This is a genomic window from Psychrobacter sp. Choline-02u-9 (assembly GCF_002836505.1).
Classification (GTDB): Bacteria; Pseudomonadota; Gammaproteobacteria; order Pseudomonadales; family Moraxellaceae; genus Psychrobacter.
In genome coordinates this window covers 69,902-86,705 of sequence record NZ_PJBF01000058.1, presented here as the reverse complement: position 1 = coordinate 86,705, position 16,804 = coordinate 69,902, and the positions used below count along the sequence as shown (strand labels likewise).

13 protein-coding genes are annotated in these 16,804 nt (G+C 41.9%); 11 read left to right on the top strand and 2 right to left on the bottom strand.

Annotated elements, in window-relative coordinates:
• Window positions 1-5 precede the first annotated feature (5 nt).
• On the bottom strand, window positions 6-320 hold the full coding sequence (lptM, locus tag CXF69_RS10500) for an LPS translocon maturation chaperone LptM (protein WP_102078030.1): 315 nt from the start codon (window positions 318-320) through the stop codon (window positions 6-8).
• A gap of 808 nt (window positions 321-1,128) precedes the next feature.
• Here lptM and CXF69_RS10495 point away from each other — a divergent pair.
• The 11 genes from CXF69_RS10495 to CXF69_RS10445 all read left to right on the top strand — a co-directional run bounded on the left by CXF69_RS10495 (window position 1,129) and on the right by CXF69_RS10445 (window position 16,215).
• A complete protein-coding gene (locus tag CXF69_RS10495) occupies window positions 1,129-2,361 on the top strand; it encodes an acetate/propionate family kinase (protein ID WP_102078029.1) in 1,233 nt (410 codons plus the stop codon).
• 153 nt (window positions 2,362-2,514) lie between these two features.
• A complete protein-coding gene (gene pta, locus CXF69_RS10490; protein WP_102078028.1) occupies window positions 2,515-4,662 on the top strand; it encodes a phosphate acetyltransferase in 2,148 nt (715 codons plus the stop codon).
• Window positions 4,663-4,842: 180 nt separating this feature from the next.
• Window positions 4,843-5,859 (top strand): nicotinate-nicotinamide nucleotide adenylyltransferase, encoded by a 1,017-nt coding sequence (locus CXF69_RS10485; protein WP_228706773.1) that lies wholly within the window; start codon window positions 4,843-4,845, stop codon window positions 5,857-5,859.
• Between the two features lie 131 nt (window positions 5,860-5,990).
• Window positions 5,991-6,404, top strand: coding sequence for a ribosome silencing factor (gene rsfS / locus CXF69_RS10480; RefSeq protein ID WP_057758112.1), 414 nt, complete (start codon window positions 5,991-5,993; stop codon window positions 6,402-6,404).
• Between the two features lie 235 nt (window positions 6,405-6,639).
• Window positions 6,640-7,419 carry an MOSC domain-containing protein gene (locus CXF69_RS10475; protein ID WP_102078027.1) on the top strand — a complete coding sequence of 260 codons (780 nt, stop codon included), beginning with the start codon at window positions 6,640-6,642 and terminating at the stop codon, window positions 7,417-7,419.
• Between the two features lie 157 nt (window positions 7,420-7,576).
• Window positions 7,577-8,929 (top strand): APC family permease, encoded by a 1,353-nt coding sequence (locus CXF69_RS10470; RefSeq protein ID WP_102078026.1) that lies wholly within the window; start codon window positions 7,577-7,579, stop codon window positions 8,927-8,929.
• Window positions 8,930-8,957: 28 nt separating this feature from the next.
• A complete protein-coding gene (locus CXF69_RS10465) occupies window positions 8,958-9,839 on the top strand; it encodes an N-acetylmuramoyl-L-alanine amidase (RefSeq protein ID WP_102078025.1) in 882 nt (293 codons plus the stop codon).
• A gap of 29 nt (window positions 9,840-9,868) precedes the next feature.
• Entirely contained in the window at window positions 9,869-10,066 is a 198-nt protein-coding gene (locus CXF69_RS10460; RefSeq protein WP_102078024.1) for a hypothetical protein, read from the top strand.
• Between the two features lie 384 nt (window positions 10,067-10,450).
• A complete protein-coding gene (gene kbl, locus CXF69_RS10455) occupies window positions 10,451-11,641 on the top strand; it encodes a glycine C-acetyltransferase (RefSeq protein ID WP_102078023.1) in 1,191 nt (396 codons plus the stop codon).
• A 233-nt stretch (window positions 11,642-11,874) separates the two neighbouring features.
• Window positions 11,875-12,900: an L-threonine 3-dehydrogenase gene (gene tdh / locus CXF69_RS10450; RefSeq protein ID WP_102078022.1), complete on the top strand. Its 1,026-nt coding sequence runs from the start codon at window positions 11,875-11,877 to the stop codon at window positions 12,898-12,900.
• A 243-nt stretch (window positions 12,901-13,143) separates the two neighbouring features.
• Complete coding sequence (locus CXF69_RS10445) at window positions 13,144-16,215, top strand: HD domain-containing protein (RefSeq protein ID WP_102083179.1); 3,072 nt, start codon at window positions 13,144-13,146, stop codon at window positions 16,213-16,215.
• A gap of 149 nt (window positions 16,216-16,364) precedes the next feature.
• Here CXF69_RS10445 and CXF69_RS10440 read toward each other — a convergent pair whose 3' ends face one another.
• Entirely contained in the window at window positions 16,365-16,763 is a 399-nt protein-coding gene (locus tag CXF69_RS10440; RefSeq protein WP_102083178.1) for an ACT domain-containing protein, read from the bottom strand.
• Between the last annotated feature and the right edge of the window lie 41 nt (window positions 16,764-16,804).

The following is a 16,804-nucleotide window of genomic DNA, read 5'->3' as shown; positions in this document are numbered from 1 at the left end:
GGCAGTTAATAGTCGTTGGGATCAGTACTGGGCTCAGGCAGTACCATTTGCTCTTCTAGGTAGCGGTTTTTTTGATAGTTATCATCGTCGATACCCGCAAAGGCTGCATCTTGTGGATGGCTAGTACTATCCAGTACAGACGCACTGCCCTCTATCGTTTGACTACTAGAGTCTGCCAGATATAGATCGCCTTTTTGCCCGCAGCCTGACAATCCTAGCATGACCACACTGCCAATAAATAAAGTGGCGACAGCCTGACGACTGGTACGAGCGAACGAGCTAGCATGCTTGGCTGCTGAAGGGTTGTGTATAGTAGACATATAATAGATAACCTGTGAGCTTACGACGGCATAATGGCAATAGTAAATCGTGATAAATAAAAAATAAGTGGACAGCCAAACCGACAGCGAAAGCACTATCATTATGACTATTTTCATCATAGCATTATTACATAAAGCTGTACGGATACTGAATATGATTGGTGAATAAATTTGCGTGATGTTGGATATTTTCTAGAACATTAGTCGAATTTTTATAGTAATATCGTCTGCGAGCTTAGATATGAATGTATGACATATGGGTGTCTCGACAATATTTCTTACAATTTTGTGAGTCATAGCCTTGCTATGTATCCCACACAAGTTATCCACCTATAGTTCTATAACTCACTGAATATAAGTGATTTATTCCATATTTAGCCATTTATTAATCACACATTTTAAACCTTACCCCTGTCGTGGTGTAGAAACAAAAATGTGTTACATTATATTCCCAGTTTGCGGCGGCAATAGGATGCTAGCCTGAGATGCAGACGCATTACCTCATAAGCATGGATGCATAGCACTGTCAGAAATAGTAGCCCAAGTATAAACAAAATCGCCAATATGCTTGCTTGATATGATCAGCATAGATATGGCTGATTTTTATTTACTCGGCAGTTATCAACTTCATCAATTCCATATAATAATGACATTATGTCTCAGCTGTGACCTTTACTACAGCAGTTGAGATATCAGCGATGTAGCATTTGATGATAATAAAACAGGACGTGGCAATAGACGTCTTTTTTGTATCGAACGAACGATATAATTGATTTGCCCTTTATAAAAACCAATCTAAGGATAGAGTATGAGCGCCAACCTAAGCACCACTTTTGATGATAAGAATAGCGAAACATCAACCCTAACCAGTCCCACTTTAGTCCTCAACTGCGGTTCGTCTTCTATCAAATACGCGTTGATTAGCGATGACAACTCTACTCGTATCACCGGTCTTGCCGAAAACTTAGGTCTCGATACAGCCCGTATCAAACACACCACGCTAAATGGCGATAAGTTAGAGATCTCTATTCCTGGTGGTAGTCACAAACTGGCACTGCAAAAAATCCTAGAGCTACTAGAGCAATATCACTTTATCGCAGTCGGGCACCGTGTGGTACATGGTGGCCGTGAATACTCTCAAGCTGTTCGCGTCGATCAGCATGCGCTAGAAGAAGTAAAACGTCTAAAGATATTGGCTCCACTACATAATCCTGCAAATGCTTTGGGGATTGAAGCGGTTCAAGCTATTTATCCTGATATTCCACAAGTTGTGGTATTTGATACCGCCTTTCACCAAACTATGCCACCTGTTGCCTTTCGCTATGCGTTGCCAAAATATCTATACGAAGAGCACAAAATCCGTCGTTACGGCTTCCATGGTACGTCTCATGCCTACGTCTCAGAACGTGCTAGCCAGGTTACTGAAGCAAAAGGTCCTCATGGCTGGATAACCGCTCATCTAGGTAATGGTTGCTCAGCAACTGCCGTATATGATGGCAAAAGTCTCGATACCAGCATGGGTCTGACTCCACTCGAAGGACTGATGATGGGCACACGTAGCGGCGATGTCGACCCAAGCTTACATATGCATCTGAAACGTCAGCTCGGTATTAGTTTGGAAGAAACGGATAAGATGCTAAATAGCGAAAGCGGTCTGCTTGGTATCTCTGGTCTATCAAATGATTTGCGTACTATTGAGCAAGCCGCGAGCGAAGGCCATAAAGATGCGCAGCTCGCCATTGAGATGTTCTGCTACCGCGCCGGTAAATACCTCGCCAGCTTAAGCTGTGCACTGCCTGAGTTTACCGGTATTGTTTTCACTGGTGGTATCGGCGAAAACTCTGTCACCACGCGCGCAAGTATTTTAGCCGTCATGCGTCATTTCGGTATCAAGATGGACGCTGAAAAGAACGCTGGATTGTACGGTGGCCAAGAAGGCAGCTTCCAAGCAGAAGGTAGTAGTGTCGAGCTGTGGGTTATTCCTACAGATGAAGAATACCGCATCGCTCAAGAGACTCGTCAAGCATTGAACTTAGTATAAGCCTATTGATTATAATGCCTAGCGCTTATCGTTCTAGAGGCTTATAAAAAGCCGAGAACAAATAAAATAAAGCGCTTCGTGTTTTTATACTGCACTGCTTATGCTGCTCAAAACGACTCGACGTCTAAAATAAAATAAATTGTAGGACACATTATGCAAACCATTTTACTTGTTCCCATTAGTCGCGGTATCGGTGTAACATCAGCCGCGCTAGGGCTAATCCGTGCCTTTGATTACAACGGTATCAAAGCGGGCTTTATGAAGCCGTTTTTGCAAGATGATACGCTAGACAAACAGCACAGCTTAGACAGCTCAAGCGCATTGACCATGCACGCATTTGGCCTAAATCCGCCTGATTCTATCAGCCGTCAACACGTCGAGCGTATGCTAGGCGATGACAATCTTGATGACTTGATGGAAGAAGTGATTGCCAATTTTCATACGATCGATGATGGTCATGACGTGATTATCTGTGAAGGTCTGGTGCCAACCACTGAGACCTCTTATGCTTCACAAATCAACCGTGCACTTGCTCACGCGCTAGACGCCAAAATTATATTTGTCAGTACCGCTGATATCAGTAAACCTGCTTATTTAGCGGATAAACTGGATGTCCATGCCCGTGAGTTTGGCGGTGTCATCGATTCACGGACACTAGGCGTGATATTGATGCGGGTACAAGACGTGCCGAACACCTTTGATAATCAACCTGTCGCGCCTGGTGAGGCCGTTGTCAGCTTAGATCCAATTTTTCTACAAGAGGTTCAACGCTTATCGCCTTCGTTCAATACCGAAGTGTTCCGCCTTATTGGAGTGGTGCCTTTTAGTGACTCTCTATCTGTGCCCCGCACATGGGATATCGCAACAGAGCTTGATGCGACTTGGCTAAATGTTGGCGAAGCAAAGACACGTCGTATCAATCGTATCAGCCTAACCGCTCGTTCAGTGGCACGTGTCAACGAAGTCTTTAAGCGTGGTACGTTAATGGTCGTGCCCGGCGACCGTGATGACTTGCTGTTAGCTGCTGGATTGGCCTGTATCAATGGAATTCCATTGGCAGGTCTAGTGTTGACAGGTGGTATCACTCCAAGTGAGACAGTTGCTGAGCTTTGGCAATCAGCGCTCAAAACTGGCATCCCTGTCATGAGTGTCGAAAGCGACAGCTACGAGACAGTACAGAGCCTGATGCATATGAGTTCTGAGATTCCAAGTGATGATACAGAACGTGCTGATGAGGTGGCTCGTTATGTGGCGGCGCATTTGGATCTGAGCTGGATTAAAGAATACTTCAGCCGTAATCATGAGCCGCGTCTGTCACCATCAGCGTTTCGCCATCAGTTGGTCAAAAAATCACAGCACGCCAAAAAACGTATTGTGCTGCCAGAAGGCGCGGAACCACGTACGGTCGAAGCAGCCTGTATCTGTCAGAGTCGCGGTATCGCCAACTGCGTGTTACTTGCTAAGCGTAGTGACGTTGAGCAAGTGGCCAAAAACCGTGATTTGACGTTGCCTGAAGGGTTAGAGATCATTGACCCTGACAACCTCGATATGAGCAAATATATCGCTGCTGTCGTAGATCGTCGTAAAGGCAAAACCACTGCAGAAGTTGCTGCTGAATATCTAAAAGACACGGTCTATCTAGGTACTATCATGCTCCAACTAGATGAAGTCGATGGTCTGGTCTCAGGTGCGATTCATACCACTGCCAACACAGTACGTCCGGCATTCCAGCTGATTAAGACCGCGCCGCAATACTCACTCGTGTCATCAGTGTTCTTTATGCTGTTGCCTGAGCAAGTGGTCGTCTATGGTGACTGTGCGATCAACCCAGATCCTAACGCTGAAGAGCTGGCAGAGATTGCCATTCAATCCGCACAGTCTGCTGCTGCCTTTGGTATCGATCCAAAAGTTGCGATGATCAGCTACTCTACTGGCTCATCAGGCGCAGGCGCGGATGTCGAAAAAGTCGCCCGTGCCACACAAATCGTTCGCGAGCGCGCACCAGACCTCAAGGTCGACGGCCCACTACAGTATGATGCGGCGTCTGTCATGAGCGTCGGTAAGCAAAAAGCACCTGACTCACCTGTCGCTGGACAAGCCAACGTCTTTATCTTCCCTGACCTTAATACTGGTAACACGACGTATAAAGCGGTACAGCGTAGTGCCAACGTCGTCAGTGTCGGCCCTATGCTACAAGGCTTGAATAAACCCGTTAATGATTTATCACGTGGTGCCTTGGTCGACGATATCGTTTATACCATCGCGTTAACCGCTATCCAAGCGTATAGCGATTTGATTTAATCGCTGTAAGACTCGCTAATTAAAGTCCTATACAAAGCCGACTATCATTATGATGGTCGGTTTTTTATTGGGGCTCTGTGACAGACAGTGGTGACAGATGCTCGTCTGCCCTCTACAATAGCGCTATCATCAAATCATTTAATCTAAAAAGGCCAGCCAGTAAAAGAGCAAGGTGCATCAATGTTAACGTGCACCCTATCTACTTTTATACATTTATTTATGCCAAATACGAGCAACAGCCCTCAAGAGAAAACACCTGCACCTGCCATTCGTGCCTATCTTGGTGGCTCGTTCGATCCCGTACATAATGGTCATCTAGAAGTAGCAATGTTTGTCTATCAGCACCTACTACCAATCGCAACGCGGCTACATCGTACACTGCATGTGTCCTTATTACCCAATGCACGCTCGCCATTTAAGACCCAAAGTACAGACCCTAACCATCGTTTAGCGATGCTAAAGCTAGCGACGGAGAGTACGCCGATACAGATCAATGAGTTAGAGCTATGGCAAGCGCCGCCTGTCTATACGATCGACAGTGTACGCACATTAAGACAACAATATCCTAATGACAGTTTGATATTTATCATGGGTATGGACAGCGCCCATAGTTTAGATAAATGGAAAGATGGCTTGCGTCTCACTGACCATGTCAATTTATGGGTGTTTAATCGTCAGAGCAGTACCGATGTGAGTGATGGTATTAGCGAAAAATTTACTGACCGCACTATCTCTTCTAAAAATAATACAGCGACTACCCAAGATGTTAATTTCTTAAAAACGCAATTGCCGTTGTCATTGCAGCCCCATATAACGGACTCACCTATCGAGCTATTAACTCCAACCATTCAGCAATCGTCAGATAGCTTAAACTCAAATAGTACTAATCCAAATAACACTGATCCGACTAGCACTGACTTGAAAAGCCCTGACTTGAAAAACGCCAATCAAGGACGCATTTATATAGATTCGCGACCTATTACTGCGGTATCGAGTACGCAAATACGTGAACAACTACAGAAATTAGACGATCAAACAAATAAAATGCCAGTCGCTCAACGGCAAATCGCATCTATAGCATCAATAAATGATATCATTAGCAATACTGAATCTAATCCATTAGCTAAATGGCTAAATCCTGCTGTTTATCAATATATTATCGCCCATCAGCTATATTCTGCTGCTCAATTCCGTTAAAATCGCCTTATCTATGTCATTTTGCCTATCCTGTCTCTATGCGTGACTGACAATATATGATCAGTCGGATAAGACAAATTGACGTTTTACCCCTTTATTTTACATATTTACGATTCAAGAGATTAAAATTTATGACCAACACCATGACTGCAGAACGCCTAACAGAATGCTTGACCCTAGTACAAAGCGCTCTAGATGATATGAAAGCAAAGAACATCACTGTAATGAATGTAGAAGAGTTGACTGACGTAACAGAGCGCATCATCATCGCTGATGGTACCTCAAAGCGTCATGTACGTGCGATGGCTGATAGCGTCGGCGCTGAAGCTAAGCAAGCGGGCTTTATGCCACTTGGCCGTGAAGGTGGCATCGACTCTGACTGGACGTTGATTGATTTGGGCGCAGTTGTCGTCCACATGATGACGCCGCAAGCACGTGAGTTTTATGACTTAGAAGGCCTATGGTCATCACCTGAGCAGTTGGCTGAGCTGGTTGCTACGCCGCGCGAAAAGAAAACTGCAGGTCGTCGTAACAAAAACAAATAAGCTTGTCAGTGACGATACTCGTTACTCGTTCAAAATTAAGAAACGCTCCATCAAAAAGACCAGAATACTTATTCTGGTCTTTTTTTATGTAAATTTTATGGTTGTGAACCAGTATAATCAGATACATCATTGAGTACAGATAAGCTCATTTCGTATTAGTATTTATTAGCCACTAAAATTAAACCGCCAAAATTAAGCCGCCTTAGCCTATTCATTCTACTTATTAGGAAACCATATGAGCGCAGAATCGATTACGTCACCACCTGAGCAAACCTTAACAGATTTTAACCAAGACTTGCCCCTACATATCGCTACCCTCACTTGTGTTCGCGCTGGTAAGTCTATGCCATTCGCCCGTGAAGAAATGAGCGCCATTGATAAAGCACCTATCAAATCTCCTGTCGCCGTCTACTTTATGGGCTTAACCACTGATGAACAGGCTGACCGCAAACATCATGGTGGCCCATTAAAAGCCGTGCATCAGCTAGCGCCTGCGACGTATGAAAAAATCAATGGCGAGTTTGGCCTGAAAGTGCGCGTCGGTACGCTAGGAGAAAACCTTACGACTGAAGCTATCAATGGTTTGCCTGAAATGACCGAATCTACCGTTTGTATTGGCGATGTTTTTCAATATGGTGGACATTTTGAAAATGGCCAAGATAACAGTAATGATGGTGATAGCGTTCAACTACGTATCGTCCAACCACGCCGCCCCTGCTACAAAATTAATGATCAAATTGGCCAATTTACCAAAGTACCAAATATCGCGGCATGGGTCAGCAAGCAAGGTATCTCTGGTTGGTATTTCCAAGTTGTACGCGATGGCATTATAGACGCTGATTTGCCCGTATATTTGGTTGAGCGCCCTTATCCGTTTGCGACATTAGAGACGCTATGGCAACTGTCCAACTCAAAAGAAAAGTTTGATGCTAATGTGATTGAACCGTGGCTCGCGATTGACTGTTTAGAGGACAGTTGGAAAAAGGTTCTGGCTAAAAAAATCCAACAGGATTGAAAAGGTAACACTCAACAAAAACCTTTAATATGACTTTTCTATTTATAAAAGATAGCCACTACCCTGCGTAATGGCGTCACAAGGTTTTTCATGTTCTATGTCAGCTCCATAATAAACATTCTATCCTTCTCCATCTTTGATCGTGAAGGAGCACTTTATGAGTGAAAAGACAGAAAGTATCAGCTACCTACAAGCGATAGCGATTAGCGTCGGTGCGATTATCGGCTGGGGCGCTTATGTCATGCCAGGTGATTTGTTTTTGCCGCAGTCACAGCTATTAGGCTCTTCTGTTGCTATTATTATTGGTACTTTAGCCATCTATATGGTTGCGCGTGCCTATATTAATTTGCTGACCCAAACGCCAGAGAACGAGTCAGGCGGTATCTATTGGATTGAAAAATACATTAATCGCAAGCATGCCTATATTTATGGTTGGGGCGTCACGATAGGCTATATTTCTATTATCGCGCTCAATATATCAGCCGTCGCTTTGCTACTGCGCTATCTGCTACCTAGTGGCTTACAATTAAGCTATCTGTATACGATTGCTGGTTGGGAAGTCTACGCCAGTGAAGTGTTCCTATGCAGCGCGGCTATTATTCTGTTCAGTTATATCAACCTAAAAGGCGTACGAGTCGGCGCAAAAATCCAACTCTATATCGCCCTCTTTATGATTCTATCAGTCACTGCGCTGTTTTTTGCCTCGCTTTGGATGACACCAACTACCCAAGCATTTTTGCCAACTGATATGTCTAGCGGCTCTATCACCAGTCTGGCATGGTTACCTATCTTGGCCGTTATGCCGTGGGCGTATGTTGGTTTTGAGACCACACCGCAGATTTCAAAAGCCATCAGCGATTCAAAAACCAAGACCAAAAGTATTATCCTAATTTCACTCATAGCTGGCGTGTTGTTTTACTTTTTGATCAACTACTTTACCGCGCTGAATATGAGCTTTGACTATCAAGCAATTAAAGACAGCCACTGGGCGACAGGTGAAGGCATAGACAATCGGATTGGTAGCATCGGCATTTGGCTGCTATCGATCGCTATGATTGGCTCGATAATGAGCGGTATCAACGGCTTTATATTGTCATCGGTTAAGCTCTTAGAATCTATGGGCGACACGTCATTACTGCCCAGTATATTTACAGATAAACACAACCAATTCAGTAAGCAAAAAACCGTTATATTGATATGCTTGGTGTGCCTACTCTCTCCTTGGCTAGGTAGAAACTACCTACTCGATATCGTGACAATGGCGTCCTTGGGCATTACAGTTGGCTTCGCTTATGTCACGACCGCCGACCTTATCAATGAGCGAAAAAAGAAACAGGCAAGTCCGTTAAATTATCTCTCTGTATTAATCAGTATGGTCTTTATATCGCTGTTACTGCTACCATTTTCACCAGCAGCGCTGTCATTCAATGCTTATGTCTTGCTAGGATTCTTTATTCTGCTCGGGGCAATTGGTTATAAAAAAATCGCAGTCAATTCCAACGTTAATTAACCGCAACTATTCCCACACAGAGCATTTCATGGTAAAAAACATTTCCTCGATTGCATTGGCATCAGTACTAGTATCATCCTCTATACTATCGCTCGTGGGCTGCGTATCAACGTCAGAGCCGCAATATGTAATCGACAGCGATAGCTACCAAGCTACTGGCAAAAGCGAGCGCATCAAAACCATCGTATTGCACTATACAGTCTCTGATAATGAGCGCTCGATAAAGACATTGACCACGGGCAATGTGAGCGCGCACTATCTAGTATTAGACAACGACGACAATAAAATCTACAACTTAGTACCAGAGAGCGAGCGCGCATGGCATGCAGGTGATGGCGGTTTTGCAGGACGAACGATATTAAACGATACTTCTATCGGTATAGAAATCGTCAATGCAGGGATTACGCCTGAGTATCAAAATGCACTGAAAGACGGCCAGCTGGCATATCATCCTTATGACCATTATGTGGCTTTTGACGAGTTACAGATTAAAAAGGTCGCGGAGTTAGTACAAGACATCACTGCGAGATATGACATCTCACCAAAGAATATTATCGGTCACTCGGACATGGCACCCTCGCGCAAGATAGACCCCGGTGCCAAATTCCCGTGGGAGCGACTGTATTTCGATTACGGTATTGGCGCTTGGTATGATGAATTTGATAAGCAGTTCTTTATGAATCAAAATGGATTTGCGTCGGCAACGATACCTGAGATTAAGCAAGCGTTTCGCAAGTATGGCTATCAAATCAACGATACTGATACGTGGGACAAAGCCAGTCGCGATGTCGTCTATGCGTTTCAGCTGCACTTTAGAGCGCAGCAGCCAACGGGTAATATGGATAGCGAGACCTATGCGATATTGCAGGCACTAAATAAGAAGTATGCTGGTCGGGATGATTTTTATTAAAGAATACAGGCTATTAGGAGACATAAACCATGAATAACTCTCAAAAAAATGAGCAAGACGATCTGCAAAAGTATTTAGAAGAAAAAGCCAAACAAGAGCAAGAGCAGGAAAAGAAAGAGGAGCAAGAACCTGAGCCACTTTCTGCCTATGATGCTTGTGTGCTAAAGGAAAGTACCAAGATTCATGAGTTGATCGCTGAGGCTCAGAAGCGTCCCAAAGATGACTAACTGGATAGACGGTAGTTAACGATCAAGATTATAAAGATGCGCAAGTTGATGTCTTATGTTTTGAGACATAGCTAAGCCGCTATGAGACCAACACTACAACTAAACAGTACTATATAGCTTTATAAAAGAAGGCCTATCTACCGACTATTTAGGCTATTTATTGCGATAGGCTAATGATAAAATCACCGCTCACAGGGTTATAGATAGTATCACTGCTCGCACCATCTCGTTGGCTTCCCGCCTCTTTAGTTTTATCGTTGATTTTAATGATAGCTAGGATGATGCGCGGCTTTTGATAGCTTGGCTTTGATAACTTGATTCTATTACCAGTCCCAATATCTCTATTATCAAACGAACACCAATAATACTAAAAAAGGAATATTTATGTATCAAGCCTTTCAAAAACACCTACAACAAGAAATCAGTGATATACGCGCGGCAGGACTGTATAAAAACGAGCGCGTTATTACCTCTCCGCAAGATGCGCTCATCAAGATTGCCGATGGCCGTGAGATGCTTAACTTCTGTGCCAATAATTACCTTGGATTGTCTGACCACCCTGAGATTAAAAAGGCGGCGATCCAAGCCATCGAAAACTCAGGTTACGGCATGTCATCGGTGCGGTTTATTTGTGGTACGCAAAATTTGCATAAGCAATTAGAAGCAGCGATCTCTAAGTTTTTTAATACCGAAGATACCATTCTTTATGCGGCCTGTTTCGATGCCAATGGCGGTGCCTTTGAACCACTGCTGACTAGCGAAGACGCCATTATTTCTGATTCGTTAAATCATGCCTCAATCATCGATGGTGTACGCCTGTGTAAAGCCGCGCGTTATCGCTATGCCAATGCAGATATGCAAGATTTAGAAACGCAATTGCAAGCGGCGCAAGCACAGCGTTTTCGTTTGATTGTCACTGATGGTGTGTTTTCAATGGATGGTAATGTAGCGCCGATGGATGAGATTTATGCGTTGGCACAAAAATATGATGCCATGGTCATGATTGACGAATCACATTCAGCAGGCGTGGTCGGTCGCACTGGTGGCGGCGTGACTGAATTGTTTGATCTACGTGGCGATATTGAGCTGATCACTGGCACTTTGGGCAAGGCATTTGGCGGTGCTATTGGCGGCTTTACCACGGGTAAAAAAGAAATGATTGAGATGCTGCGTCAACGCTCACGCCCGTATCTATTTTCAAATTCTATTCCTCCTATGGTGGCTGCCGCTGGGGTAAAAGCGTTTGAAATGCTATCGCAAGACAATACTCTACAAGACCAATTGCATGAAAATACTGCCTATTTTGTGAAGCAAATGCAAGACGCGGGCTTCGACATCAAGCCCACCGAATCGGCCATTTGTGCAGTGATGCTGTATGACGCCAATGTCTCGCAGCAAATGGCAAATGCACTGCTTGAAGAAGGCATTTATGTGATTGGCTTCTTTTACCCTGTCGTACCCAAAAACGAGGCTCGCATTCGTGTCCAGCTCTCTGCCGCCCATACTCGCGAGCAGCTCGACCAGTGTATCGCCGCCTTTATCAAAGTCGCCAAGCAAATGAAAGTGATTGATTAAGCGTCGTTCGATATTTATCTAGGCCGTGCCCTCAATTCAAACGAGCGTTCTCTAAATGGGCTAAAAATAGCTAAATTTTGCCAAACATCGTCAAATAGTTGGTCAATATCTCGATATTATCTGCACTATTTTCCTCGTTTGACGGCAATTTATCTCATTTTTATCACCATTTTTAAAATGAGGACACCCCAGATTCAACCATAAAATATAATGCAGCTAAATAAGAGAAAACTATGAAAGCACTGGTTAAAGCTCATGCCGAAAAAGGCATCTGGATGCAAGACATGCCAGAACCAACGGTCGGCATCAATGACGTTAAAATAAAAATTAAAAAAACCGCCATCTGTGGCACAGATTTGCACATTTATAAGTGGGATGAGTGGTCACAAAAAACCATAAACACGCCGATGATTATCGGACATGAATACGTCGGTGTCATTAGTGAAATGGGCGATGGCGTCAAGCATATTGAAGTAGGTGACCGAGTCACAGGCGAAGGCCATATCGCTTGCGGGCATTGCCGTAACTGCCGCCGTGGTAAGCTACATGTGTGCGAAAATACCATCGGCGTGGGCGTTGACCGCGATGGCGCGTTTGCCGAATATTTGGTGATACCTGCCGACAATGTCATCAAACTCGATGAGCGTATCAGCGATGAGATGGCCGCCATTATGGATCCCTTTGGCAACGCCACTCATACCGCTTTATCATTTCCTGTCCTTGGTGAAGATGTGCTAATCACGGGTGCAGGATTGATTGGTTCAATGGCAACGGCGATTTGCCGATTTGCCGGAGCACGTAACATTGTGGTCAGTGATATCAGTGATTATCGTCTAGAGCTTGCCAAAAAAATGGGCGCGACGATGACCATCAACCCAGCCAAGGGTGAAACCATCGAAGGTGCTATTGCTGAGTTAAAAATGCACGGTTTTGATATTGGGCTTGAGATGTCAGGCTCGCCTCAGGCCTTTGATTCGATGATTAGTAACATGTATAACGGCTCTAAAATTGCGCTCTTGGGCATTTTGCCTAACACTACCACGGTGGATTGGAGCAAGATTATTTTTAAGGCGTTAACCCTAAAAGGTATTTATGGGCGCGAGATGTGGGAGACGTGGTATCAGATGGAGCAAATGCTGATTAGCGGTATTGATTTGACACCAATCATTACCCATCGCATGCACATTGATGATTTTCAAGAAGGCTTTGATATCATGGAAAGTGGGCAATGCGGTAAGGTGATTTTAAGCTGGGATTGATTTTGGCGATTTAGTATTTGACGAGTCGTGATTAGGGTTTACATTGTCATGACTGATAAAACGGCACTGATTTCAGCGCCGTTTTTTTTGGATAATGAAAAGTAATGAGAAGGATAAAGTATAAATAGTTAGGTGAAAATATTTTTTATCCGTTAATCGTGCGTTTACGGTAAAATCAACCTATGTTGATAAATGATACAAAACTAAAACGTCTTACTTAAAAGATAATAAAAAGGACTTACCATGAGCGCAGGATTAATCAAACATCTAAGAAAGAAAACTGATGAAGACAGCAATACTAAAATATTGATGTCGCAATGGGAGTTTGATGAAAAGCTCGTCGGTAAGTCGCTCGAAAATGTGGGCAGTTATTACCCACACTTTAGTAGTCATAATGAATCCCACTCTCAGCAAATCCTCGTCAATATCGAGCGTCTGTTAGGTAGCAATATTGAAAAGCTGACAGCGACAGATACATGGTTAATTCTAGAAGCGGCGTACTGGCACGATATCGGTATGTTATTTAGTGCTGATGAAGTTCAAAAAGTTTTTGATGAAGATGACTTTAAAGAATATGTCGAAAGCCTAGCTAATGATAATACGCAAGACTTACATGAATTTGCCAAAGTCTGGCATAAAAATGGTTGGAACAAAGCTCTTGTTAATCATTCAGACCCACATACGGGCGTTGAAAAATATCGTCAAATGATAGCTGAATGGTATCGTCGTGGTCATGCCAAAAACTCAAATTCAGTGGTTTTAGATCCTTTTGAGAAACTTGGTATTAGCTCTCCTCGCACTGAACTACTTCCCAAACGTATTTATCGTTATCTTGGTCAAATATGCTGGGCGCATGGGCTTGGTTTTGAAGATTATGTGATGAAAACACTACCCTTCCGTCAAACGGGAATGGGTACAGAAAACTGTCACCCTCGTTTTGTCGCTTGCTTACTACGCTTAGGTGACTTATTTGATATTGATGACAACCGCTTTTGCCCTGTCATGTCTAAGCAAGCAGGGAATAATATGCCATCTCTTAGCAAAACACATGAACAGAAGCATCAAGCTATCCGTGAATTTCAGTTAGATAACGAAACTGTTAGCGTGACTGCTATCTGTAGTACAGAAATGGCATATATTGAATGTCGTAGATGGTTTGATATGATTCAGAGCGAAATTCAAGATCAAATGTCACAATGGAAAAATATCGTACCGCATCGTGATTTTGGCTTATTACCAACAATCAATAAACTCGATGTTGAAATGGATGGCTCAAAAATTTTGCTTAATGATAAACCAATGAGATTTTCATTGGATGAACGTAGCGCTATTGAGTTATTGCAAGGAAAAAACTTGTATGACGATGAAATTAACATTTACAGGGAGTTGTTTCAGAACGCTATCGATGCAACTTATATTAGAGTTTGGACTGAATTCGGAGATAACTCTCCTAAACCTAAGCTGAATAAACAGTCAAATCCATACAGTGAAGAGTTTTCGAATGTAATTCGAGATTATCCTATTTCTGTAAATTTCACTAAAATTAAAGATGAAGATAATTCAGATTATAGTATTTGGAAGTTTAGCATTAGCGATATGGGTACTGGAATTAGTATTAAAGATCTCGAATATATGCAAAAGATTGCTGGTTCTAGCAAAAATCTAGAAAGAAAGAAAATTATTAATGACATGCCATTGTCCATACGCCCTTCTGGTACATTTGGTATTGGTTTACATAGTGCTTTTCTCCTTTTAGAAGGGAACGAATCTCCATACAATAAGGTCTATATTGAAACGAGAAGTATTTTCGATAGTAATTCCTATAATATTGAAATGACTTCTCCAATTTCTAACAATCAAGGGTATTGCTTCATCGAGAAAATGGACAGCAATACTTCTAGAAATTTTGGTACTACATTATCTTTATATCTTAGGCTTAAAAGAAGAGGAATGAGATACAATTCGCATCTTTTTAATCCAAACGACGAAGAAAAATTAGTTGATGAAGTTCAAAACTCATATGATCCAATTGAGCAACCTATATTTGACTATTTACAAATAATAACTAAAATAGGTGATATTAAAGAGAAAATTATAAAAAATATTCCTGTATCAGTTAGTTTGAACAAGGATTTTAATAATTATGAAAGCATATCCCGTCATAAAGACGAATTGATATGGGATAGTAAATATAATTTATTTTTTGGAGTATTTAATTGTGAGAAAGTCAGTTTCCTAAAGGGTCCAAGTTATCGTCTAAATAATTTATTTAAAGGACAAAGTGTTGAGTCTTTAGCTAGTTTCTTCATAATGCCAATATTTATTGATTTTTACGGGTTCGACGCTAGAGATGCTCTACAGTTAGACAGAAATACGTGGAGAAAAGAGTTTCAGAAAAAAATGAATAGGAATGAGTATTTTGAAGATCTTATCGAGCATCTTTTAAAGAATCATTTAGAAGCTATTAGAAATCAGCTTAAAAACGATAAGTTTCTTAGCTCTATACTATCTATATTCAGTATAGAAGATCCTAGGATTAATAATGACTTATGGACTGAGCTATCTTTATTCGATGATTCAGAGGTTAAGTTCTCATCTGATCTCAAAGATAAGCACTCATTTAAGGAGCTATTAAAACTTTCTAAACTTGACATAATTAAAGTTAATTCCAAAAACAACCATAATTATATCAAGTTCAATGCTGATGGTTATAAAGAAACAATTATGACAACTGAGTTTAAAAAAGATTCAATTTGGACTAATAAGTTTTTAGAAAAATGGTATTTAAATTCAGGATATATGGTTAGCGACGAATCTAATAAAGACATGATTACATATAGCTTTAAAAAATCATCTAGAGTAGAAAATAATTTATTAATGCTATTATGCCAAAAATTTTTGAGTGATGACAACTCAAGAATGTCATTATCTAAGTCCAGTCTAAAACGTGTAAATTTGGACAAATTTATTTACCTCTGTTGCTTTAGTAAGGCTCACAAAAATATCTTTGGTAAAGATAATACAAGCGTTTCAGAGGAGTGCCTTCTACTACCTTTTACCAAGCTTTTCAAGAACGATAACAAATATCTTAATACTTACAATTTAGAGACTCTTATTGATTTAGTGTTTGAAGACTTGAAACAAGAAAACCTCTCATTGAAAAGAGATCAAGTCGAGAAATCTTATAAAGAAATTATAGTTTTAGTTGATGAAACGATGAAAGATGATATGTTATGGAAAGAGGCTCGCAAACGTGGGGAGGGTTTTGAACCACATAATATTTCTGAGCTACAAAAGAGGTATAATTTTAAATAGTGGCCTTAGTGTGGAAAATAACGTCCCTTACTTTTTAAAACTCCAAACACAAAGAAGGTGAGCATTACGCCCACCTTTTTTCATACCTAAAACAATTGTCTAAACTAACTCAGTTGATCCTAAAGAAGCAATTGAGAACGTCAAAAACTTTATATATTACTCAGCTCTTTTAACGCTGATAGCGCCTGCTCCGCTTTATCATTCGATACAAATATATGGTCATGATAATAGGCAGCGATCACATTGGCACTGATACCTTTTGAGGTCAGTTTGGTTGACACTGCTGCGGTTAGACCTACCGCTTCTAAACTTGAATGCACCGTCAGAGTGATTTGTCGAAACACGCCTTCGTAATGCAAACCCGCTTCGTCAGCTTTGTCTTTTGTCAAAACCAAAGTCAGCCCTTCTGTCTCCATAAACGTCGCTATTGGCGCTAGGTTTACGTATTCTGCTAGCTCCCCTTTTACAGTACAAAATACAAATAATTCATCAACCAGTGCTGGCTGCATCGAACTCAATAGCTCATTGATATCTGTAATTCCTGACATGTTATTAATCCTTATTTTGCTTAATACTAGTCTTTATTCAC